18 protein-coding genes are annotated in these 24,647 nt (G+C 36.4%); 9 read left to right on the top strand and 9 right to left on the bottom strand.

Annotated features, from left to right (window positions below; genetic code table 11):
* The first annotated feature begins 2 nt into the window (after window positions 1-2).
* The 6 genes from ACWNCI_RS05010 to ACWNCI_RS05035 all read left to right on the top strand — a co-directional run bounded on the left by ACWNCI_RS05010 (window position 3) and on the right by ACWNCI_RS05035 (window position 6,941).
* On the top strand, window positions 3-2,396 hold the full coding sequence (locus tag ACWNCI_RS05010) for a 3-hydroxyacyl-CoA dehydrogenase/enoyl-CoA hydratase family protein (RefSeq protein ID WP_449387413.1): 2,394 nt from the start codon (window positions 3-5) through the stop codon (window positions 2,394-2,396).
* Between the two features lie 98 nt (window positions 2,397-2,494).
* Window positions 2,495-3,676, top strand: coding sequence for an acetyl-CoA C-acyltransferase (locus ACWNCI_RS05015; protein WP_449387414.1), 1,182 nt, complete (start codon window positions 2,495-2,497; stop codon window positions 3,674-3,676).
* A 31-nt stretch (window positions 3,677-3,707) separates the two neighbouring features.
* A complete protein-coding gene (locus ACWNCI_RS05020; protein ID WP_449387415.1) occupies window positions 3,708-4,067 on the top strand; it encodes a four helix bundle protein in 360 nt (119 codons plus the stop codon).
* A 52-nt stretch (window positions 4,068-4,119) separates the two neighbouring features.
* On the top strand, window positions 4,120-5,907 hold the full coding sequence (locus ACWNCI_RS05025) for an acyl-CoA dehydrogenase family protein (RefSeq protein ID WP_449387416.1): 1,788 nt from the start codon (window positions 4,120-4,122) through the stop codon (window positions 5,905-5,907).
* 181 nt (window positions 5,908-6,088) lie between these two features.
* Window positions 6,089-6,382: a hypothetical protein gene (locus tag ACWNCI_RS05030; protein WP_449387417.1), complete on the top strand. Its 294-nt coding sequence runs from the start codon at window positions 6,089-6,091 to the stop codon at window positions 6,380-6,382.
* 112 nt (window positions 6,383-6,494) lie between these two features.
* Window positions 6,495-6,941 carry a phosphohydrolase gene (locus ACWNCI_RS05035; protein ID WP_346986656.1) on the top strand — a complete coding sequence of 149 codons (447 nt, stop codon included), beginning with the start codon at window positions 6,495-6,497 and terminating at the stop codon, window positions 6,939-6,941.
* Window positions 6,942-6,993: 52 nt separating this feature from the next.
* Here the strand turns inward: ACWNCI_RS05035 and ACWNCI_RS05040 are convergent, their stop codons facing one another.
* Window positions 6,994-7,716 (bottom strand): DUF2490 domain-containing protein, encoded by a 723-nt coding sequence (locus tag ACWNCI_RS05040; protein WP_449387418.1) that lies wholly within the window; start codon window positions 7,714-7,716, stop codon window positions 6,994-6,996.
* A 75-nt stretch (window positions 7,717-7,791) separates the two neighbouring features.
* The gene (locus ACWNCI_RS05045) at window positions 7,792-9,603 is read right to left on the bottom strand and encodes a TonB-dependent receptor plug domain-containing protein (RefSeq protein ID WP_449387419.1); all 1,812 of its coding nucleotides are present in this window, start codon (window positions 9,601-9,603) and stop codon (window positions 7,792-7,794) included.
* A gap of 439 nt (window positions 9,604-10,042) precedes the next feature.
* On the opposite strand from ACWNCI_RS05045, the gene uvrA reads away from it, so the two are divergent.
* Window positions 10,043-12,835, top strand: a complete 2,793-nt coding sequence (uvrA, locus tag ACWNCI_RS05050; RefSeq protein ID WP_449387420.1) for an excinuclease ABC subunit UvrA — start codon at window positions 10,043-10,045, stop codon at window positions 12,833-12,835.
* Between the two features lie 709 nt (window positions 12,836-13,544).
* On the opposite strand, the gene ACWNCI_RS05055 is transcribed toward uvrA, so the two are convergent.
* The 4 genes from ACWNCI_RS05055 to ACWNCI_RS05070 form a co-directional block, all read right to left on the bottom strand.
* Window positions 13,545-14,723, bottom strand: coding sequence for an aminotransferase class V-fold PLP-dependent enzyme (locus tag ACWNCI_RS05055; RefSeq protein ID WP_449387421.1), 1,179 nt, complete (start codon window positions 14,721-14,723; stop codon window positions 13,545-13,547).
* Between the two features lie 83 nt (window positions 14,724-14,806).
* Window positions 14,807-15,946, bottom strand: a complete 1,140-nt coding sequence (locus tag ACWNCI_RS05060; RefSeq protein WP_346985326.1) for a hypothetical protein — start codon at window positions 15,944-15,946, stop codon at window positions 14,807-14,809.
* 11 nt (window positions 15,947-15,957) lie between these two features.
* The gene (locus ACWNCI_RS05065; protein ID WP_346985325.1) at window positions 15,958-16,872 is read right to left on the bottom strand and encodes a TssN family type VI secretion system protein; all 915 of its coding nucleotides are present in this window, start codon (window positions 16,870-16,872) and stop codon (window positions 15,958-15,960) included.
* Window positions 16,873-16,927: 55 nt separating this feature from the next.
* Window positions 16,928-17,866, bottom strand: coding sequence for a type VI secretion system baseplate subunit TssG (locus tag ACWNCI_RS05070; protein WP_449387422.1), 939 nt, complete (start codon window positions 17,864-17,866; stop codon window positions 16,928-16,930).
* A gap of 326 nt (window positions 17,867-18,192) precedes the next feature.
* On the opposite strand from ACWNCI_RS05070, the gene ACWNCI_RS05075 reads away from it, so the two are divergent.
* Together ACWNCI_RS05075 and ACWNCI_RS05080 are read left to right on the top strand one after the other, a co-directional pair.
* Window positions 18,193-18,987, top strand: coding sequence for a S1/P1 nuclease (locus ACWNCI_RS05075; RefSeq protein ID WP_449387423.1), 795 nt, complete (start codon window positions 18,193-18,195; stop codon window positions 18,985-18,987).
* Between the two features lie 327 nt (window positions 18,988-19,314).
* Complete coding sequence (locus ACWNCI_RS05080; RefSeq protein ID WP_002979276.1) at window positions 19,315-20,181, top strand: sigma-70 family RNA polymerase sigma factor; 867 nt, start codon at window positions 19,315-19,317, stop codon at window positions 20,179-20,181.
* A gap of 188 nt (window positions 20,182-20,369) precedes the next feature.
* On the opposite strand, the gene ACWNCI_RS05085 is transcribed toward ACWNCI_RS05080, so the two are convergent.
* From ACWNCI_RS05085 to kdsA, 3 genes are all read right to left on the bottom strand, one after another.
* Window positions 20,370-20,843, bottom strand: coding sequence for a DUF3347 domain-containing protein (locus ACWNCI_RS05085; protein ID WP_449387424.1), 474 nt, complete (start codon window positions 20,841-20,843; stop codon window positions 20,370-20,372).
* Between the two features lie 139 nt (window positions 20,844-20,982).
* The gene (locus tag ACWNCI_RS05090) at window positions 20,983-23,202 is read right to left on the bottom strand and encodes a TonB-dependent receptor plug domain-containing protein (protein ID WP_449387425.1); all 2,220 of its coding nucleotides are present in this window, start codon (window positions 23,200-23,202) and stop codon (window positions 20,983-20,985) included.
* A 115-nt stretch (window positions 23,203-23,317) separates the two neighbouring features.
* The gene (gene kdsA, locus ACWNCI_RS05095; protein WP_042720039.1) at window positions 23,318-24,127 is read right to left on the bottom strand and encodes a 3-deoxy-8-phosphooctulonate synthase; all 810 of its coding nucleotides are present in this window, start codon (window positions 24,125-24,127) and stop codon (window positions 23,318-23,320) included.
* Between the last annotated feature and the right edge of the window lie 520 nt (window positions 24,128-24,647).

Consider the following 24,647-nt stretch of genomic DNA (forward strand, 5'->3'; position numbering starts at 1 on the left):
AAATGAAAAGAAGAATCAAACACGTTACAGTTCTTGGTTCAGGAATTATGGGAAGTGGTATCGCTGCGCACTTTGCCAATATTGGCGTACAGGTTTCGCTGTTGGATATCGTTCCTTTTGAACTCACTGAAGCGGAACAGAAAAAAGGTTTGACCAAAGATGATAAAGCGGTAAGAAACAGAATCGCGGCAGAAAACTTTGAAAAACTGAAAAAAGCAAGTCCGGCTCTACTCTATTCTCCGAAATTTGCGGACAGAATAAAGATCGGTAATTTTGATGATGATCTGTCAAAAATAAAGGATACCGACTGGATTATTGAAGTTGTTGTTGAAAGGCTGGACATCAAAAAATCTGTTTATGAAAAAATAGAACAGTTCAGAAAACCAGGAACCTTAATTTCTTCCAATACGTCCGGGATTCCTATTCATCTTTTAACGGAAGGTAGAAGTGATGATTTTAAGTACTATTTTGCAGGAACACACTTTTTCAATCCGGTGAGATACCTTCCTCTTTTAGAGATCATTCCTACCAACGATACAACTCCTGAAGTGATAGATTTCTACATGAATTATGGAGCGAAATTCTTAGGGAAAACAACCGTTTTAGCAAAAGATACACCGGCATTTATCGCCAACAGAATCGGAGTTTTTTCTATGATGGATTTGCTTCATAATGTTCAGAAATTAGGACTTACTGTTTCTGAAGTAGATAAATTAACAGGTCCTGTTATCGGTAGACCAAAATCTGCGACGTTCAGAACTGCGGATGTTGTCGGACTGGATACATTGGTAATGGTGGCAAACGGCGTTCGTCAAAGCGGAGCAGAAGCCAATGATTTCAACGATGTCTTTGCACTTCCTGATTACATCCAGAAGATGGTTGATAATAAATGGCTCGGTTCAAAAACACAGCAAGGTTTCTATAAAAAGGTAAAAAATGCAGAAGGAAAATCTGAAATTCACGGTTTAAATCTTGATACTTTAGAATACGAACTTCAGGGCAAATCTTCTTTTGCAACGTTAGAATTAACTAAAAATATTGATAAGCCGATTGACAGATTTAAATTGTTAATTGGCGGAAAAGACAAAGCCGGAGAGCTTTACAGAAAATCCCTGGGAGCGTTATTTGCTTATGTTTCGCACAAAGTACCTGAAATTTCCGATGAAGTTTATAAAATCGATGATGCAATGAGAGCAGGTTTCGGATGGGAAAACGGGCCATTTGAAATCTGGGATGCCGTTGGCGTTCAGAAAGGTATTGAATTGGCTAAAGAAGCAGGATACGAAGTTTCAGACTGGGTAAAAAATGTAGAAACTTTCTACAAAGTTAATGAAGAAGGACAAAGTATTTATGTTGATAAAAATTCAGGAGAATACAACAAAATTCCCGGACAGGACGCTTTCATTATTTTAGATAATATCAGAAAAAATAAAACGCTTTGGAGTAATTCCGGTGCTGCGATTGAAGATTTAGGTGACGGAATTATCAACTTTGAGATCCGTTCTAAAATGAATTCTTTAGGAGGTGAAGTTTTGGATGGGTTGAACAGAGCGATTGATTTAGCTGAAAAAGAATATGATGGTTTGGTAATCGCAAATCAAGGAACTAATTTCTCTGTAGGAGCCAATTTAGCAATGATTTTAATGATGGCCATCGAGCAGGATTGGGATGATCTGAATATGGCAATTGCTTATTTCCAGAAATCAATGATGAGAGTTCGCTACTCCTCGATTCCGGTGGTTGTCGCTCCTCACGGAATGACCCTTGGCGGCGGATGTGAAATGACGATGCACGCCGACAGAGTTGTTGCAGCCGCAGAAACCTATATCGGATTGGTGGAAACCGGAGTTGGTGTAATTCCCGGTGGTGGCGGAACGAAAGAGCTTACGTTAAGAACCTCAAGGGAATTTCATAAAGATGATGTGAAAAACAACCGTCTTCGTGAAGCTTTCATGAACATTGCGATGGGTAAAGTGGCCACTTCAGCTTATGAAGCTTACGATATGGGAATTCTTGAGCATGGAAAAGATATTGTTGCCGTTGATAAAAGAACTCAGATCAAAACGGCCAAAATGCTGGCAAAAAGCTTAGCAGAACACGGCTATACTCAGCCAATCGAGCAGAAAGTAAAAGTTTTAGGTAAAGATGCATTGGGAATGTTCTATGTTGGAACCGACCAGATGTTAACCGGAAACTATATTTCTGAACACGATAAGAAGATTGCAGATAAATTAGCCAACGTAATGGTTGGAGGAAATCTTTCGGAAGAGACAGTCGTAACGGAACAGTATTTATTGAACCTTGAAAGAGAAACTTTCCTACAGCTTTGTGGAGAAAGAAAAACATTGGAGAGAATTCAGTACATGTTACAGAATGGTAAACCGTTGAGAAACTAAATAACCAAGGTAAAAGTAACCAGGTTTTTGAGCCCTGAAAGGGCGAAACAATAATAGAATCGGGTGAAACCCGATTGCAAACAAATAAAAAACAAAAAATGTCAAAGACAGCATATATAGTAAAGGGTTTCAGAACTGCCGTTGGAAAAGCTCCAAAAGGAAGTTTACGATTTACAAGACCCGATGTAATGGCGGCAACCGTAATTGAAAAATTAATGGCTGAACTTCCGCAATTAGATAAAAACAGAATTGACGACCTTATCGTAGGAAATGCAATGCCTGAAGCTGAACAAGGATTAAACGTGGCACGTTTGATTTCACTAATGGGTTTAAATACGGACAAAGTTCCTGGGGTTACGGTAAACAGATATTGTGCATCAGGAAGTGAGGCGATTGCGATTGCATCTGCAAAAATTCAGGCCGGAATGGCGGATTGCATTATTGCAGGCGGTACAGAATCCATGTCTTATATTCCGATGGGTGGTTACAAACCGGTTCCGGAAACGGAAATTGCTAAAACCAATCCGGATTATTACTGGGGAATGGGCTACACTGCTGAAGAAGTTGCAAAACAGTACAATATCACAAGAGAAGAACAGGACCAATTTGCTTTCGAATCTCATATGAAAGCTTTAAAAGCGAATCAGGAAGGCAGATTTGTCAGTCAAATAGTTCCGATTCCTGTGGAATATAATTTCCTTGATGAAAACCAGAAAATGCAGACTAAGAAGTTCGACTTCTCAGTGGACGAAGGTCCTAGAGCAGATACCTCTCTGGAAGGTTTGGCAAAATTAAGACCTGTTTTCGCCAACGGAGGAAGCGTAACGGCGGGAAATTCTTCTCAAATGAGCGACGGAGCGGCTTTCGTTATGGTGATGAGTGAGGAAATGGTAAAAGAATTAGGATTGGAACCTGAAGCGAGATTAGTTGCCTACGCAGCTGCAGGATTAGAACCGAGGATTATGGGAATGGGACCAATTTATGCTATTCCAAAAGCTTTGAAACAAGCCGGCATGGAATTAAAAGATATCGAATTAATCGAGTTAAACGAAGCATTCGCCTCACAATCTGTTGCCATTAAAAAAGAATTAGGCTTAAACCCTGATATTCTCAATGTGAACGGAGGCGCTATCGCTCTTGGTCACCCGCTTGGATGTACCGGAACAAAATTAACTGTTCAACTACTTGACGAAATGAGAAAACGCGGAAACAAATACGGAATGGTTTCGATGTGTGTAGGAACGGGGCAGGGTGCAGCTTCAATCTTTGAACTTCTTTAATTAATTATAGATTTTAAATTATAAATTTTAGATGGGTAACTACAAAGAAGATAATTTGATTCAATTAAAAACATTCAACTTTGCATTAAGAATTATTAAATTTTATACTCAGTGTAAATCTCAAAATGAATTCATTTTATCAAAACAAATTCTTCGCTGTGGAACTTCAATCGGTGCAAATGTAGAAGAGGCAATTGCAGCTCAGTCAAAAAAAGATTTTATTTCAAAACTTTCGATTGCGAATAAAGAAGCAAGAGAAACCAGATATTGGCTAAGGCTTTATCAATCATCAGATTTAGTTCAAATCGAAGTTGATACTTATTTGAAAGAAATTGAAAGTATAATTAATATTTTAACTAAAATTATCAAAACTTCATCTGAAAATTTATAAACGAGAATCAATAATTTAAAATTTATAATATAAAATTTAAAATCATAAAATAATGACTACAATTAATAAAATACTTAAGGGGGGCGAATTCTTAATCAAAGAAGTTCCTGCCAGCGAAATTTTCAGTCTTGAAGAACTGAACGAAGAACAAAAAATGCTTCGCGATTCTGCGAAGGAATTTATAGACAGAGAAGTAGTTCCGCAAAAGGAACGTTTCGAGAAAAAAGATTATGCTTTTACAGAAGAAGTAATGCGTAAGCTTGGTGAAATGGGAATGTTAGGTATTGCAGTTCCCGAGGAATATGGCGGTCTTGGAATGGGATTCGTGACAACAATGCTTGCCTGCGATTACCTTTCAGGAGTTACAGGTTCATTGGCAACCGCTTATGGAGCACACACCGGAATCGGAACGTTGCCAATTGTTCTATATGGAACTGAAGCTCAGAAGCAAAAATACCTTCCGGATTTGGCTACAGGAACAAAATTCGGAGCATATTGTCTTACTGAACCGGATGCAGGTTCTGATGCCAACTCAGGAAAAACAAGAGCAAAGCTTTCCGAAGACGGGAAACATTATATCATTAACGGACAGAAAATGTGGATTTCCAATGCAGGATTTGCGGATACTTTTACTTTGTTCGCAAAAATTGATGATGATAAAAATATTACAGGTTTTGTAATTAATCGTTCAGAGCTGGAAAATCCGGGAAGCCTTACTTTCGGTGAGGAAGAACATAAACTGGGAATCCGTGCCTCTTCTACCCGCCAGGTTTTCTTTAATGATATGAAAATTCCTGTCGAGAATCTTTTAGGAGAAAGAAACAACGGTTTTAAAATCGCTTTAAATGCACTGAACGTTGGTCGTATCAAATTAGCTGCAGCTTGTCTGGATGCTCAAAGAAGAATTTTAAACCATTCTATTCAATATTCAAACGAGAGAAAACAGTTTGGGGTTTCTATTTCAACTTTCGGGGCGATCAGAAAGAAAATTGCTGAAATGGCAACAGGAGTCTTCGTAAGTGAGGCTGGTTCTTACAGAGCAGCAAAAAATATTCAGGATAAGATTGATGAACTGGTTGCTGGTGGAATGGATCATCAGGCTGCAGAACTGAAAGGTGTTGAAGAATTTGCAGTGGAATGTTCCATCCTTAAAGTTTTCGTATCAGATCTTGCCCAACATACAGCTGATGAAGGAATTCAGGTGTACGGCGGAATGGGATTCTCAGAAGATACGCCAATGGAAGCAGCATGGAGAGATTCAAGAATTTCAAGAATTTACGAAGGAACCAATGAGATCAACAGATTACTTTCAGTAGGAATGTTGATCAAAAGGGCAATGAAAGGAGAATTGGACTTATTATCTCCTGCAATGGCGATCAGTAAAGAATTGATGGGAATTCCGTCATTCGATGTTCCTGATTATTCCACATTTATGAGCGAGGAAAAAGCAATTATTGCGAATCTTAAGAAAGTTTTCTTAATGGTTTCCGGAGCAGCTCTTCAAAAATATATGATGGATATTGAGAAACAGCAACATTTGTTATTGAATGCTTCTGAAATTCTTAACCAGATTTATATGGCAGAATCTGCTGTTCTAAGAGCAGAAAAACATTTTTCTCCTGAATCTGTAGAATCAGCCATGGCTCAGTTAAACCTTTATAAAGCAGTAGAAAAAATCACTGTTGCTGCAAAAGAAGGAATTGTTTCCTTTGCTGAAGGCGACGAACAGAGAATGATGCTTTCAGGTTTAAGAAGATTTACAAAATACACCAACCATCCGAATGTAGTGGCACTGACAGAGAAAATCGCTGCCCATTATATCGAAAAAGGAGCTTATTAGTCTTTTATATATAAATTTGATTTCAAAGCGTCTCAATTTTTTGGGACGCTTTTATTTTGTTGTAAGCTATATTTCATTTAAATTATTTTAATGAAAAAGATAAAATTAAATTTAAATGTAATAAAATTGAACCTTGAATTGTCGTATCATTTATAAGTATAATTTTATTTAATTTTTAGAGATGAAAATAGTAGTAACTTCATTTATAATAATTTCAGTGTCAGTTTCAGCACAGCAAAAGAAACTTGTATTACCTAAAAAGGATACTGCGAAAGTGCATACATTTGATCCCCTCAATCAGGATCTGAAAGCTACAGATCATCAAAAGAAAATGTATGAAATACCTTCTGTAAAACCCGATGAATCGATGTACTCAAGCCTTAAGGACAAAAGAAAAGATACTACAGATTATAAAATGCTCAACTCCTTAAAGCCTGAGAAACCGGAGCCGGAATTGCCACCTAAAAACGAATAGTAAAATAAGATTTCTGTAAAGAAAAACGAATTAAAAATATATCAAAATAATTCATCAAAAAGTGTCTCAAATCTTGGGGCATTTTTTATTTTTGCATTCTACTTTAGATACAATGACAAAAGAAGAACTGCTCAACAGAGCCATAAAAATAGCCGATAAGGCACACAAAGGTCAGACAGACAAATATCATGCACCCTACATTGCCCATGTTATGCGTGTAATGGAATACGGAAAAACTCTTGATGAAAAAATTGTAGGCGTACTACATGATGTTGTTGAAGATCATCCGCAGGAGTTCAGCCTGGATTATTTGCGAAACGAAGGCTTTCCGGAATACATTATTTTTGCGATAAGCTGTCTTACAAAATTTGATCCGGAAGAGGATTACGACGATTTTGTAAGAAGAACCGAACGCTCTCCACTGGCTGTCGCCGTAAAACTGAATGACCTCCGCGACAATATGGATTTACGAAGGGTAAACAGAGAACTCACCCCGAAAGATATTAAAAGATTCAATAAATACCTGAAAGCCTATCATTACCTGATTGAAAAATATTAAAATAAATCCTCCATAGATTGGATCTTGGAGGATTTAATTAAATTGAAATATTTTAATCTGCTCCCGGGAAATGATATGTTTTTGCAGGAGGATTTGTATCATCAATATTGATGTTTAAAGCAAGATAAACAAAATGAAAGTTTTTATTTCCTTTGGCTTCAAATTCTCTCTGCCAAAGATAGCCTCCTAAAACTCCGAAGTTTTCGTTGATCTGATATCCAAGGCCACCATATACCCTGTTTCTTGCAAAAGCAGGCTTTATGGGCGATACAATGAAAATCTCATCATACACATTGGCAAATAATGTTTTGGGACCTATCTTTTTTGCATTCAAAGGAACAGAAACGTTCAGACGATATCGGTAACGCATTCTTTGAGAGCTTTTATCCGTCTGAGGCTCATAAAACCATGATTTCTCTGCACGGAATCTGTTTTCAAACTTTACCACTCCTTTTTTAAAATCAATCACATCCTGTAGCCAGATTCTGAATTCTTCTTTATTAATGGCATGTTCTTTATAGGTTGCATATCTTCCTAATCCCACAAAAGGCTTATGATTCTTGGTAAGATTGTAGCCCAATCCTCCTTTTATCTCATAATAATCGGGATAAGAATATTCTTCAATTCCTCTTGACTGACCTTCTGCAAAGAGGAAAAATTTAGGATGAAATTTATAAGTAATCGTAAGTGCATTAAAGCTGGAAATATGTTCCTGTGCCTTGAAAAATGTTGTACTTAAAAATAAACTCAGACCTAAACCTACTGACAATTTCATCTAAAAAAAATTTTTGCAAATGTAAATGAATTAACAATTTGTTAATATTAACTTTAATTCAATAACAGTTAACAATTATTTAATATTGATATTGTAAGATAACCCAATATGGAACCATCTTTGAGGCATTTGTACTCCAAAAGTTTCCGTATATGAAGTATTTGTTAAATTATTAATAAGAATATATATCGAAAAATCATTATTAACAAAACTTAATTTGTCATCCAAAAGATTGTAGCTACCGTTATTCAGTCTTTCGTTATAACGGTAAATGATCTCATTGGTGAAGTTTTTCAGGAATTTTGTTTCAAGCTTTGAGATAAACTGATGTTTGAGATTATCCAAAACATATCTCGCTACAAAATCGGCCGGATTTTTAAGTTTATTATCAAGATAAGTGTAGCCAACAGTATATTTCAGCCAGCCTGTCAAGCGATGATTAAGCTCTGCTTCTATTCCTTTAACGTTTGTTGCGCCTATGTTTTGTGCATACCAGACGTTGTCATCAGTCTTGATTTTTGTCCAGTCGATAGCATTATCAGAATCTCTTAAAAATCCGCTTACTTTTGCTAATATATTTTTTGTCTGAAATTGATAACCAATTTCTGCATACACTGCATTTTCGGGCAATAAATTGGGATTTCCCTGTTCTGTTTTACTTACATAATAAAGATCGGTAAAGGTCGGAATACGGTGAACTTTGGCAATATTTCCGTATATTTTATTATTAGAGTTAAAATTATACCCCACATCCAATCCCGGATAGAAAAAATTTCCCTCTTTGGAATAATTTGCCCACGAAATTCCCGGACTGATGTTTAGCCTTTTATCTAGCAAAGAAAAATGATGCTCAAAGAAAACCTGAGAAACAAATCTGTTTCTTTCGCCAAGATTATTACTTGCCAGAAACTCTTTTCTTAGCTCAACACCAACTCCTGTTGTTCCCAACCCCCATTCATAATTGGAATTTACTTCTCCGCCAACATTATTCCCGATATGCATATTCCTGTAGATTTCAGGTTTTTCCCTGTTGTACAGATACATATCCTGCCCTCTTCTCCAATAGACATTTGAGCTTAATTTTAATTTACCAAAGGTCTGCTGATGTGCCAGACTTATTATCGAAGCCTGAACTTCTTCATACTGATCTACTGCTTTCGGTGAAGAATAAAATCCGTTGGCACCGAATTTTTTCTCTGAAAATCCCGCTTGCAGCCTGATATCACCATTTTTGATATTCAGCTTATTCTGATAAAAAATGTTTCTGATTTCATAATCCGTATTATACATATATCCCTGCGAAGATGAGGAATTAACCTGTAAAGAATTTGAGAATTTTTCATTTCCCAGCTGAGCATTTAGTCCTAAGCCATAGGTTTCATAGTCTCCGGCTTCAGCACTGATTTTTACTCTTTTTCCCGGATTTATCTTTGTGATAATATTGATTACACCTGCGTAGGCATTTTGCCCGAAACGTCTTGCGGCAGGACCTTTTATGATTTCAATTCTTTCTACATTATCAAGATCTACCGGAAGATTCATTGAATTGTGTCCGGTTTGGGAATCATTCATCCTGATACCATTTAAAAGCAAAAGAACCTGTTCAAATGAGCTTCCCCGAAAACCAATATCACTCTGTACCCCATTGGCTCCTCTCCTTCTGATATCCATTCCTGTTACCTGCTGCAGGACTTCATCGATACTTTTTGCAGGAGAATTGATGATTTCTTCTCTGGTAATCACTGTTATATTCTGGTTGGCACTTTTATAGGGCGTAGAAAACAATTTACCCTGAATTTCAATGGTTTCAATATCCGTTGAATTTTCCTGTGCCTGTGCAAAGAACAATGTTCCAAGAAAAAAAATACTTCCTGCTTTTTTAATCATATGTCAGAATTATAGTTGATTATTTTACTGGGCCAAAAGTAATGGAGTTCTGCAACACATACAAATGATAGTTGTCATAAAAAAAATGCAGTTGGGGAAACTGCATTTCGGGGAAGTAATTTCGTTATTTTTCCTCTTTAAATAAATAAACAGATTATGGCGAAAATTTTTCTCATTTTCTGTATTATCTATTTATTATTGCAATTTTATAGAATTTTATAATATAAAGCAATACTAAACAATTAAAATAATGTTAAAATATCAAAATTTAATGTAATAATATTAATTTGTCTAATTGTTTATCAAGGATAAAATTAAACTTAAATAATTCCCACCGCATCGATATTGTTTTGAATGAAAAGCATTTGTCTAAGTTAACCGGAATTAATAACAGAAAATCCGCTAAAAATTTCGTAATTTTGTTGGTCTTAATTTTACTATGGCTAATACAACAGATATAGATATTAAAAAACAGATTTTTGTTAAGAATGCACATCTTAACAATCTGAAACACATAGATGTTCTTATCCCTAAAAATAAACTTATCGTCATCACCGGAGTTTCCGGAAGCGGAAAATCTTCCTTGGCATTTGACACCATTTATGCGGAAGGACAGAGAAGATATGTAGAAAGTCTCAGCTCTTATGCACGACAGTTTTTAGGTAAGCTTGAAAAACCGAAAGTTGATGATATCAAAGGGCTGGCGCCTTCGATAGCGATCCAGCAAAAAGTGATTTCCTCCAATCCACGTTCAACGGTCGGAACTTCTACCGAAATATATGATTATTTAAAGCTTCTTTTCGCAAGAATCGGTAAAACATTTTCTCCGGTTTCCGGCGAGGAAGTAAAGAAAGATTTCGTTTCTGATGTGGTAGATTTTATTAAATCTTCCCAAAAAGATGCTTCGTTTTTGCTGACGGCTCCACTGGAATATGATGCTGATAATTTTTCGGAAAACCTGAATGTTCTTAAGCTTGCAGGATTTACCAGACTCGAGATCAACGGAAATGTAGCAGGGATTGAAGACCTTGAAAGCTTCGGTTTTGCCCCTGAAAAAGGAATGGAAATCAATCTTGTGATTGACCGTTTCACTTACGAAGAAGACGAAAATTTTCTTCAGCGTCTTGCAGATTCTATCCAGATGGCTTTCTATGAAGGACAGGGATACTGTTCTTTAAAAAATACGGATACCGGAAAAATAAAGGAATTCTCAAACAAGTTTGAACTGGACGGAATAGAATTTCTGGAACCTAATATTCATTTTTTCAGTTTTAATAATCCCTATGGCGCATGTCCGACGTGCGAAGGATATGGAAAAGTAATCGGAATTGATGAAGATCTGGTGATCCCCAACAGAACATTGTCAGTGTTTGAAGATGCAGTAGCATCATGGAGAGGAGAAAGCATGAGCGAATGGAAGAAAGACTTTATTAAAAAAGCCAAAGATTTTCCTATTCATAAGCCTTATCATCAATTAACCAAAGATCAGAAGAAATACCTCTGGAAAGGCGATGGCAAAAACACTTTCCCATCCATTGACAATTTCTTCAGAATGCTTGAGGAAAATCTGTACAAAATTCAGTACAGGGTGATGCTTTCCAGATATCGTGGAAAAACGCTCTGTCCTACCTGTGAAGGACTAAGGCTTCGTGAAGAAACCAGCTGGGTGAAAATTGACGGACATAATATCCAGTCGATGATCGAGCTTCCTTTAGATGAGTTGTCTCCTTTAATCAACAGTTTAAAATTATCTGAACACGATCAGGAAGTTGCCAAGAGATTACTTTATGAAATCACGACACGTCTTGAGTTTTTATTAAAAGTTGGGTTAGGATATTTAACGCTGAACCGCACATCCAATACACTTTCAGGAGGTGAAAGTCAGAGAATTAATCTTGCAACAAGCTTGGGAAGTTCACTGGTGGGTTCCATTTATATTCTGGATGAGCCTTCAATCGGACTGCATTCCAGAGATACGGAAAATCTTATCGGTGTTCTGAAAAACCTGCGTGATCTTGGAAATACCGTTATCGTTGTAGAACACGATGAAGATGTCATGAAAGCGGCGGATTATATTATTGACATTGGCCCTGAAGCAGGTTACCTTGGTGGCGAACTGGTATTTGCCGGAGACTATAAAGAATTGAAAGATGCAGATACATTAACCTCAAAATATCTTACCGGCAGGCTGGAAATTGAAGTTCCTGAAAAACGCAGAAAAGCAAAAGAATGGATCCATATAAAGGGCGCTCGCCAGAACAATCTTAAAAATATTGATGTAGATGTCCCTCTCGAGAGTCTTGTCGTTATTTCCGGAGTTTCGGGAAGTGGAAAATCAACTTTAATGAAAGAAATCCTTACCAATGATATCCAGATCCAACTTGGGATGGGTGGTAAAAAAGGCGATTATGATTCCGTGGATTTTCCTAAAAAACTGATTAAGCATATTGAGCTGATCGATCAGAACCCGATCGGAAAATCTTCACGCTCCAATCCTGTTACGTATCTGAAAGCCTATGATGACATCAGAGATTTATTTTCCAGGCAAAAAATGGCAAAAATGATGGGCTATAAACCTAAACATTTCTCTTTTAACGTAGACGGAGGAAGATGCGATGAATGTAAAGGTGAAGGCGTAATCAACGTGTCCATGCAGTTTATGGCAGATATTGAGCTTGAATGCGAAGTTTGTAAAGGAACACGTTTCAAGAACGAAATCCTGGAAGTGAAATATGATGAAAAGAATATCTCGGATATTCTGCACATGACGGTAGACGATGCCCTGGAGTTTTTCAAAGATAATAATGAAGATAAAATCGTGACCAAACTGAAACCTCTGCAGGAAGTTGGCTTAGGATACCTTCAGCTGGGACAGAGTTCTTCTACCCTTTCCGGAGGTGAGGCACAGCGTGTAAAACTGGCTTCATTCCTGGTAAAAGGAGCGACTACCGACAAGACCCTTTTTATTTTTGATGAACCTTCTACCGGTTTGCATTTCCATGATATTAAGAAACTGCTGAAATCTTTACAGGCATTGATTGATCTTGGACATTCTGTGATCGTCATTGAACATCAGCCAGATATCATCAAGAGTGCAGATTATATTATTGATATCGGTCCGGAAGCCGGAAAATACGGCGGCGAAGTTGTATTTACAGGAACTCCCGAAGATCTGGCAAAAAACAAAAAATCTTACACAGCCAAGTATATTAAAGAAAAGCTGGAACAATAAAATGAAGAGAGTCGCAAGGCTCTCTTTTTTGGTTGATAGTGTGTAGTTGTTAGATTAGATTAAAGGTAAGTTTACGTCAATTCGAATGAAATTCTGAAAGAATTTTATATTGAGAATGGTGTTTTTGTTATAAATTCTCGATACGGTTTTCTCTATTGCACTCCGAAAAACCTACCCGAACTGACGCTCTTTAAATTAATAGGGAAAATTAAACAGTTTGTAGATTTTTTAAACTTTTATCCTGTAATTTCAAAAAATAATTCTTTTTTTCTGTTTAATTTTATGAATCTTGGGATCTCCGTTTTTGATTAATGCTGATCATTCAAAAAAATTATCAGGATGAATTGGAAAAATTATCAGCATTATTTTTCGGATTTATCCTGATAATTTGATCAGTTTATCTTGATAAATTTAAGAGCTTTCCATCTTTAAATTTTAAAAATGAGTGTATGTTATTAAAATACAAAAGGTTATAAATATTATTAATATCTTATTCAAGCTAGAGAATCATATTTCTTTTGCAGGTCAACAAAATCACAATTATAAATTGTTTTTTCATCAGTTGACGGTCTCCTTTTGAATGAAGCATTAAATAAGAACTAAGGTTTCCTGGCCTTGTGAAAATTAAACAGTGAAATAGAATTTAAGTTGAACTGATATTACGTGTAACCAGCTTGCCCTTAAAAATGATCATTAATATCTTATGCAGCTAAAGCAGGCTTTGTTTTAACAGCTCTGATACTGTTTCAATTTCCTCTTCTGTATTAAAATAATGTGGGGATAAACGCACAATACCATTGATGTTTTTCTTCGTAAAATCAATTAATGCAGAATTTTTGTAAGTTGTTGAAAAGAATATATTATTTTCTTTCAAAACCTTCTGAATATTCTCAAGATCTCCCTCAGGACCGGAAAACGTAACAATACTGCTCAGATTTTTACCAATATCCCATATCTTAAAACCACTGTTCTGAAGATTATTCCGCAGTGTCTGTGAAAGGTTTTTATTGTAATTTTCAATAGCATCCATACCGATAGCATTAGCATATTGTAAAGCTTCAGTAAATCCGAGCAAAGAAGCATACGAAAGTTCCCAATGCTCAAATCTTTTAGCAGAATCAAATAACTCATAATCGTCAAATTCTGACCACTTCGCTCCTCTCATATCTAAAAGCAACGGCGCATAATTCTGCTCAAGAACTCCATCTGAAACATATAAAAATCCGGTTCCTCTAGGTCCTCTCATGAATTTCCTTCCCGTTGCCGTAAGAAAATCACAGTTTATTTTTTCAACATCAACAACCATTTGCCCAACTGACTGACAGGCATCTACTAAGTATAAAATATCGTATTCACGGCAGATTTTCCCCACACCTTCCACATTTTGAATTAATCCCGAATTGGTGGGAATATGAGTGACTGCCACAAGCCTTGGATGATATTTTTTGATCAAAATCTCCAAATCATCCAGATCAAGCTCATTATCCGGAAGATTTTTTATCCTGATGATGTTCAGATTCAGTTTTTTCTGAAGAGAAATAAAGGTAATCTGATTGGATATATAATCGTCAGCAGTAGTAATAATAGTATCACCTTCTTTAAAAATAATACTTGATAATGCCATAGCATAAGCTTCTGTAGCGCTTGTGGCAAAAGCAATATTGGAAGGTTTAGCATTGATTAATGCTGCTGTTTCGTTATAAAATTTTTCCAGATGATCTGCATTTCTTTCTGCAACTTCGTAACCTCCTGACTGTTCTTCCTGCTGCAAATAATTAACCATAGAGTCAACAACTACAGCTGGCATTAATGAAGATCCTGCATTATTAAGAAAAATTTTCTTGTCTTCCAGTCCCCTGATGTCGTGTCTTATTTTATATATGTCCATTTTTTTTAATTTATCGGAAACAATTTTACATAAAAAATCCCGAAGAGAATAACGGGATTTATAATAGGTATGTTGAATTTATTTTAATCTAAAACACTCCAACCTCTTTTTGGATTGTTGTTGTTTGAAACTTCCTGTTCGTTGACGATGATATTTTCTTTTCTCTGGCCAATATAATCCAGCTCGCTCAGTTTAGAGAAAATTGTTTCAAGGCTTCTCAGCATCTGCTGAATGTATAGCAATGGTTCGCCACAATTGTGATGATCATAATTGGTTTCGGCTACGATTGATAATTGATTAAGCAAGGTATGAGGGGCAATTTCACTCCACTCAAGACTATAATTAAGCATTTCTTCCAACTCTGCAGGAACCAGAACCTGAGTGGCATTATACAGACGAAGCGCCAGTTTTGCAAAAGATTCGATCAGAAATACCGGCGGCTGATAAGGCGTAATATTCCTGAACTGGAAATACATATCTCCGAATGTATTAATCATGGTATTACACAGGAACTTAACATTCTGGGCCAAAGCCGTATTCTGGTTTTTATGAGAAGATTTCTGGACAATTTTAAAAGCATATTGCTGAAGGTTTCCGATAGATTTTGCAAAGTTGTTATAATAATCCAACAACGCCGGATGGCTCTGAATTGAGGTACATGGCGGAATAAAATTAGAATCAACCTGTGCAATATTTCCTTTAAGGTCTACTTTCCCTATGATCAGATAATTTCCTCCGGAATAGCTGCTGTTCAGAGATGTTACAGGAAGAAGTTCAATGTGATGATTAGGTTGCGTATTCGGGTGGCGCGGCGGAATTTCTTCAGGATCAATATCCCCGAACGGCACTTTATCAAAAGGATTTACGGAAATTAAAATATAATAATCTCCGTCTGCCTGCTCATCATTCATCATTTTTGCCAACGACTTTACACTGACTCTTCTATCGTTCAGCTCAATTCTGTAACCGGCAAGTGTTACGGCGCTGCAGTGCTTGATTACCAGCTGCACATCGTTTGTTGCCGTATTGTGGACATCAAAAATCGTACGGTCCGTAAATTCATTCGAAATAGGCAAAAGCCCATAATTATATGTCGTGATTGCCAATGAATTGGCATCCCTGATGGTATCGATTAAAAAATTATCCTGATCATTAAGATGTCTCTGGGAAACCTTCATCCCGTCAACCCAATTGATGGCAAAATGCTTAATAGGCTGTATCATATTCAATATTTTTAAACTGTGTGTGATGGTGTTCTTCTTACTCCTTCCTCTTCATGCTGGATTACCCTTTTGCAGATAACGACGTCGTTTTCGGCAATCCTGTTTTCTGTGATATCCTGATCGAAATCAATATATTTTCTAAAGCTGAAGAATGACTTTTTAGTATAAAAAATCCAGTAATAAGGCTCTCTCTCCTGATCCGACAAATGAATGATGGAATTGGGATTCTTGTGATTATAGTCATCCACCACCCTGTAAAACCAGTCGCCGAAAGTTACTCCTGTCGGTAATGTTTTAGCTTTAATTCTGAATCTGTTGGCATCTTCAAGATTTTTGCTTAGCTCGACATTAAGTACCATTAATCTGTCGAAATCTGCACCTTCAAAATCAGGAAGTCTCTGGTCTGGCGAATATCTCCAGGTTTTATAGATGTCTACCGGAATACTTATAAGCTGGATATAGCAGTAATGAAAAACAAGTGGAACCAGAAATGTGAGAATACTGGTGGCTGCCATTATCGGATAACCCGTTCCTCTGCTTATCCAGTTAAATATCAGATAAAACAGATATCCTCCCAAACCAACGCATGTAATCGATAATATCGACTCAAACAGAATGCTTTTTGTTAAAGAATTAAAATGTTTTTTAAAATATCTGTCGGAAAGATTTACATGTATAATTCCCAGAATAATATAAATAATTTGTGCAATAAGATACCAGTACGGATTGAACAAATTCCCTGCAAAACCGAAAATTCCCGGAATGGCAAGACACAAACTGCACAACAGAACGTATATGATAATGGTTTTAATCTTTATGGCAGGCTTATTTCGTCTGATAATTCCAAGAATTACCATCATAATTACCGCAAATAAAGGCATTAAAATATACCTTAAAAAGATTCCCTTTACTGAAGAAATTTCCATGTGTCTTTTTCGAATTAATATTTTTAATTGGTGAAGTAAATATAGTTAAAAATTTTCAGAGGAATGTAGAGTATCCGAGCCGGTTTGCATTTCTCTCATCATCCTCCAGAGCGAAAGAATATTCCTGTTTTTCGGTGATGAAATTCTCCTCAATATCAACGCTTACCGGAAGAAAATAATCATACATGGCCTGAAGAACCTTCCGAAAAGAACTTCCGTCAATATACTTTTTCATTTCCGTATAAGGGATAGGCCCGATGTTTATGACCCAGTTTCGCTGTCCGTCCATGTGATCTCCACTCGGAATATAGGTGACGCCAAGCCTTGAATTTCCCAGCAGCATGGAATCGTCTTCCTCTATACCGTCAATAATATTGGGAGCAAAAGTTACCTTAACAGGAATTTGCAGAAAAGCAGACATACATCTTTCAAACCACGATTTATCTCCCCGGATCTGATGAAAAAACGGTAAGATATAGATGAAAACATAAGCATTTTGCTTGTCCATCATTTTGATCAGAGGCCACAGTTCGCTGATCGTGTCCAGCAGGGCATCGGTGTCACTGGAAACATCAAAGTCATATTCTTTAAGTAAAGCTCCGATTTCTGTAAAAAAAATTTCCAGCTCAAAAGGCTTGAAAAACTTTCTTGCATCTTCCTCTACCCTTTTCTGTTTACGGATTTCCCTTACAACGCTTTCCACATTTTTTCTTGTGGCACCAAGCGACGGCGGATGGAAAAGACCCTCCGGAAGGTAGTCGTAAATACCTTCTCTGTAGGTTTCTATGGTGAAAACCTCTTCATCGAAACCCAGATAATCGCTTGTTATACTTTTTATATCCTTAAGATAAGCACGGTCGTTGATCCCGATTCTTTCGATAAAAATATTGCTTACTGCTCTGTGATATTTCAAGAGGTTCACTGCGACAGCTTCCGCTTTGAAATCTGTCTGCAGTTTATTGTAATGCATTTCTACAATATTATTCTCATACATAGTGTTCGCTGTGATTTTGGCTGTAAAAATAGTATATCTCAAAATATTGAAAAAATATTTTTACCTTAATTTTATTCTAAAAATAGTAAATAATTATGAGTAAAAGAAGAAAAAAATAAAAATAAGGTTAAGATTAAGACTGAGCCTGAGAATGAGATGATATGAATAAATCAGTGTCACAACTTGACTAAATGTTAGCCTTAGCCTCAACCTTTAACCTTCTCCACTTAAATTAAGATTTAATTAAATTTTTCCAATCCTTCTCTCAACCTTAATCTTAACCTTAAAATTAACTGTATCTTTGCTCCCTGAAAATGTTATGTACAATGAAAAGTATTTATTCTAAAATTCTGATTTTAGCATTTATCGCATCTTCACTTTATTCATATGCGTGGGGATTGACGGGACACAGAATTATTGCAGAAATTGCGGAGAACCATCTTTCCGGAAAGGCAAGACGGGAGATTAAAAAAATGATGGGAAGAGAAAAGCTTGCTTACTGGGCAAACTGGCCGGATTTTATTAAATCTGATACTACCGGTGCCTGGAAACAGGCTTCAGCCTGGCATTATGTAAATATCGATCCACAAACTGATTTCAAAGTTTTTGAAGGGAAACTAAAAGCTCAGGCCGGACCAAGTTTATATACTCAGGTAAAGGTTCTATCCAGCCAGATCAAAGATGAAAAAACTTCCGAAAAAGACAGAAAAATTGCTTTAATCTTCCTGATCCACATTATGGGAGATCTTGCACAGCCAATGCATGTCGGAAGAGCTGATGATTTAGGAGGAAATAAAATTAATGTTACCTATTTCGGAGAAAAAACAAACCTTCACTCTGTATGGGATGGAAAACTGGTTGATTCTCAAAAATACAGCTATACAGAGTATGCAAAACTTCTCGACATTAAATCCAACGATGAAGTAAAACAGATCCAGAAAGGAACGCTTGAGGACTGGCTATATGATTCTCACAAAATTGCTAACAAAATCTATGCACAAACCCCTATGGATTCTAAACTGTCTTACGATTATCAGTACAAATTCAATGATGTTATGGAAAGACAGCTTTTGTCAGGAGGCTTGAGACTTGCAAAATGGCTGAATGATCTTTTTAGTTAATTAATGATTAATCCAAAGTAAGATTTACTTTTCGATTAAGTATATATAGGCGGAGCTTTGGTTCCGCTTTTTTTATTCGTTGAAACTAGGGCAGTTTGAAAGAACAAATAAATAGACCTCTCCCATTACAGCAGCATTCTTAAAAAGTCACTCTCCTCGGGAGAGGGATTTAGGGTGAGGAAAAAGATATTCGTATCACAAGAGCGATAATTTACAACTAATTTTTCATATCCAATTTAATTAAATAAAAAATTATTAAAAAGGTTGTAACCTTTTTGATATCTCATACGTATAATATATACAAACTCTTTTTTGAGGAATAAATAGATGAGACAATTAAAAATCACTAAGCAGGTAACCAACAGGGAAACTGCTTCATTAGACAAGTATTTGCAGGAAATTGGTAAAGTGGAACTAATCACTGCGGACGAAGAAGTAGAATTGGCACAAAGAATCCGTGCGGGCGACAGAGCTGCGCTGGAAAAATTAATCAAAGCCAACCTTCGTTTCGTAGTATCGGTATCCAAACAGTACCAAAATCAGGGTCTTTCTTTGCCGGATTTAATTAATGAAGGTAATTTAGGACTGATGAAAGCGGCAAAAAGGTACGATGAAACTAGAGGTTTCAAATTTATCTCTTACGCAGTTTGGTGGATCCGTCAGTCGATTTTACAGGCTTTGGCAGAACAGTCAAGAATTGTAAGATTACCATTGAACAAGATCGGATCGATCAATAAGATCAATAAAGCTTACGCTCACCTTGAACAGGAAAATGAAAGACCTCCTTCACCGGAAGAATTGGCTGAAGTTCTTGATATGAGCGAGGAAGATATCAAGGAATCGATGAAAAACTCCGGAAGACATTTGTCTATGGATGCACCTTTGGTAGAAGGTGAAGATTCCAATCTTTATGATGTATTACGTTCAGGAGAATCTCCAAGCCCGGATAAAGATCTGATGCTTGAATCTCTTCAGATCGAAATCGAAAGAGCATTGAATACGCTGACTCCAAGAGAAGCGGATCTTGTAAGATTGTATTTCGGTTTGAACGGAAAACATCCTATGACTTTAGAAGAAATCGGTGAAACTTTCGACCTTACGAGAGAGAGAGTGCGTCAGATCAAAGAGAAAGCGATCAAGAGATTGAAGCACAATACCAGAAGTAAGATCTTAAAATCTTATTTAGGTAAATAATTTTTAAGTTAAAAATATTGGCGGAGTTTGATTTTCAGACTCCGTCTTTTTTATTTGACGATATTGAATTTTTTTAAAATAAAAAGAAGCCCAAGTCGGACTTCTTTATAATTTTTTTCAAAATACTGTCTAAAGTTATTGTTGATTTTAATGATATAAAAGACTTTTTATAAGTAATTTACGATAGTTTATTTAATTGTTGACTTTACCTTTCCGCAAGACAACATAGACTTTCCATAATATGGATTTACAATTTTAGATTCGTCACTCAGCCAGCTTCCGTCGGCCATTGGGCAATATTGCACATAAACCGGATTTTGTGATAATTTAAATTCATTTGCCAAGCCGATCATATTATCCGATAGTTTATGAAAAGATTCTCTCTGTGCGGAAATATTCTTAGAGCCGGCAATTATTTTGGCATCTTTTCGCAGATTGTTCAATTCCGCTTCAGAAACCGTTTTATTGTTGATTTCGGAAGATGTTTTAATGAATTGTGTAGCTGCTAGTGAGGCTTTGTTAGCATCATCAGAAGCAAGAGCAGATTTTATGGCAATATAATTATGATACAATCCGGAAATTTTTGCATCTTTCTTTACCTGCGCAGAGACTGAAATTATTGATAATATAGAGAATACGGCCGTAATGATATATTTTTTCATATCTACTTTTCTTTATAATTTATTTAAAGCAAATTTAAAAATATATACTGAGCTTATGGTATAAAATTTCGTATTGTTGTTAAAGAATTATCAAAAAAAGAACCTCTGAATATCAGAAGTTCCTTGCGCTTATATTAAATTATTTAATTTTAAATTCAAGCTTTACATTAAAGAATCTTCCTGTAAGACGTACCGGAACAGGATACATATAATTGGTATTCGCATCAGTAATCCATTGGTTGGCTACTGTATTTCTGATGTTAAATGCATTGAAAACCTGCACACCTAAAGTCAGTTCATCGAAATTACCCCAAAATCCATATCCTCCTTTTTTTTCCTTAGGATCTATAAACGCATAAGAAAGTCCAAGATCTACCCTTTTGTAGGAAGGTAAAGTTTTCTGATACTGATAGGGATCTGTAAGCACCGGTGCTCCTGTAGGAAGCCCCATCGCGTAGGTTAATGTAAGATTGACACGCATTTGTGGAAATGCCGGCATATAATCCTGATAGAACATCGCAAATCTGAACCTTTGGTCCGTAGGCCTTGGAATATTTCCTTTATCATCGATGTTTTCAAATACTCTTGCATAACTTGCCGAAAGCCACGAGTCTACACCCGGAACGAACTCTCCGAAAAGTCTTGTATCAATTCCGTATGAATATCCTGAAGCGTTATTCTTACCTGTGTAACGAATTCTGACATTATCCATATAATATGGGATCAGATCATTCATTTTCTTGTAATAAAGCTCCGTTGTCAGTTTAAAAGGTCTGTCATACATATAAAACTCATAATCATTGGCAAGAATAGCCTGAATGGATCGCTGAGATTTTATAGAAGAGTTGAAATTTCCATCAAGGTCTTTTATTTCTTTATAAAATGGTGCCTGATAATATACGCCTCCCGAAAGTCTGAACAACATATCCGTATCCCAATCCGGTTTGATGGCAAACTGTGCTCGTGGGGAAAAAATCGTTTCATTATTAAAGCTCCAGTGGGCAACTCTGGCACCCGCATTCAGGAAAACTTTACTGCTGCCCCAGAAAAATTTCTGAGAATATTGTGCATAGGCAGAAAATCTCGTCGGCTGAATATGATTTTTACCTGCAATATTATACATCAGCTGCAGGTCCCCAGCATTTCTTGGATCAATGAATTCCTCATGAGGAAGACTGTATCCTGCGGAATCCACCAGTTTCCATTCGTTGGTAAGATCTTTTAAATTTTCCTTCTCATATTTGAATCCCAGTTCGATATCCGTATTGACGTTAGGCGAAAAACGGGTTCTGAACTGCGCTCCATAAGTTTTCACATATAAATCGTTTCTTGCATGTTCTATCTGACCACCCGAATCGTACGAAGTAACGGGAGCGCCGGTTACCGGATCAAAAGTTTCTAAGGAATAACTGGAATTTATTGTATAATACTCTCTTTCACGATTCTGGTAAGCAAAGGCATCAAGGGTAAAACGCCATTTATCAGATGGCTTGAAGTTCATTGATGCGGTCCCCATCATGTTCTTATATTTATCATCTTCGCTGCCGACATATCCTACATTAAGCTTAAGCGGTTGCAAAAGACTTCCGAAATCAACTTCTCTTGTTTTCGGAATCATTTCGTAATCATTTTTAGAATAATATCCTATAAATGACAACGTTAATTTGGGGCTGAAATGATAATTGAGATACGTCTGAAAATCCATATACTTAGGATTAAAGTCTGTATCTTCTTTTAAAGTATTGAGAACAAGGTTTGTATTTCTGTATCTCCCTGAAAATAAGGCTGTGAATTTTCTGTTACCTTCCTGATCTTTTCCTGCCGCAAAACCCGTAGTCAGCCTTCCGCCAATTAAGCTGCCTTCTCCTGAAAGCTCAAATTTTTCAGGTTCACGATAGTAGATATTTAATGCTGAAGACATTTTATCACCATATCTCGGCTCAAAACCTCCGGCAGAGAAATTCACAGTGGAAACCATGTCGGGATTAATGATGCTTAAACCTTCCTGTTGAGAATTTCTGATCAGAAAAGGTCTGTAGATTTCAATATCATTAATGTAGATAAGGTTTTCGTCATAGTTTCCGCCACGAACCATATACTGTGAAGAAAGCTCCGTATTGGAGTTTACGGAAGGTAATGTTTTAATAATTCCTTCAATACCTCCGGAAATGCTCGCTACATTTTGAGCATCTTTAGCTGAAATTTTCACAGTGGTAAGATCATTGGTTCTTCCTGCTACTTTTTTCTGAAACACCACTTCTTCAATCGTTGCGGTTTTCATCGTATCCTTCTTTTTTCTTACCTGAGAGAATACTAATGCAGGAACCATAAGGCTCAATGGTAAAACTAGTTTTTTCAAAAGAAATGTTTTAGAATTTCAAACGTGAATATATAAATTTTATTTTAACTTATTTAAACTTTATTAACATTTGTTAAGATAGCTGCAAAACGTTTAATAAGAATAAAAGAATAAATTAAAGAATCGCTTCTCTTACTCTGGTTAATTTCTGCAACAGATCTTCTAAAAGATCAAGTCTCAGCATATTGGCACCATCGGATAAAGCAGTTTCCGGTGTCGGATGTGTTTCAATGAAAATTCCGTCTGCTCCTACTGCAATTCCGGCTTTTGCCACCGTTTCGATAAGATCCGGTCTACCTCCTGTAACACCTGAACTTTGATTCGGCTGCTGTAAAGAATGGGTCACATCAAGAATCACCGGAGCATAATTTCTCATGGTTGGAATTCCTCTGTAATCTACGATTAAATCTGTATATCCGAATGAATTCCCTCTTTCGATAATGGCCACTTTCTGATTGTTGGAATCTGTAATTTTCTGAACGGCAAACTTCATGGATTCCGGAGAAAGGAATTGTCCTTTCTTTAAAGTCACACACTTTCCTGTTTCTGCAGCAGCCACCAAAAGATCTGTCTGGCGCACGAGAAACGCAGGAATCTGCAGTACATCCACATATTGAGCAGCAAGAGCCGCATGCTCATTTTCATGGATATCTGTTGTTGTCGGAATATTGAAGGTCTCTCCTACTTTTTTAAGGATCTCAAGAGATTTTTCTTCTCCGATTGTGGTAAACGAATCTACCCTGCTTCGGTTGGCTTTCTTGAAGCTTCCTTTAAAGATATAAGGAATATTATATTTATTAGTCAGCTCAACTACCTTTTCGGCGATTTTAAGCGCCATATCTTCACCTTCGATGATACAAGGTCCTGCAATAAGAAAAAAGTTTTTTGAATCTTTGTGATGAATATTATCTAAATACTGGATCATTTTATATTTAATTAAAAACTTCAGTAAAAATACTGAGAAAGTTTCAGAATCAGAAATAATTTAGAGTAAATACGAAGTCCTTGCTGTAATGTGAAAAAATAACCAACAACCTTTCGATTAAAACCTGCGCACCTTTTACCTAAAACCTAGGCAGCTTTTGATCAAAACCTAAGCACCCGTTAAGCAAAACCTGCGCAGGTTTTTTGTAATACCTCCGCATCATTGTATTATATCCGCTAGTGCGAACGTCTCGCTCGTACTTCTCGCTTTCTAAGGGAAAGGTATCACAGGACACTAGCGGGACACTGGCACCAGCAGGGATTCAAGCTAAGAGAATATTTAAATTTAATCTAATAATTTTTTATGGACTTCTGCTTAATGTTGCTTCACCTAAATAAACGAAGTTTATTCTTAATATTAACATTAAGAAATTCAGTTTATTAAGCGGGAAAAATTAAGAAATCAATTAATTGATTTAGATTAAGTTAATTAAGAAATTAAACCTAAATTCCTTAATGTT

The sequence above is a fragment of the Chryseobacterium lineare genome (genome assembly GCF_977014045.1).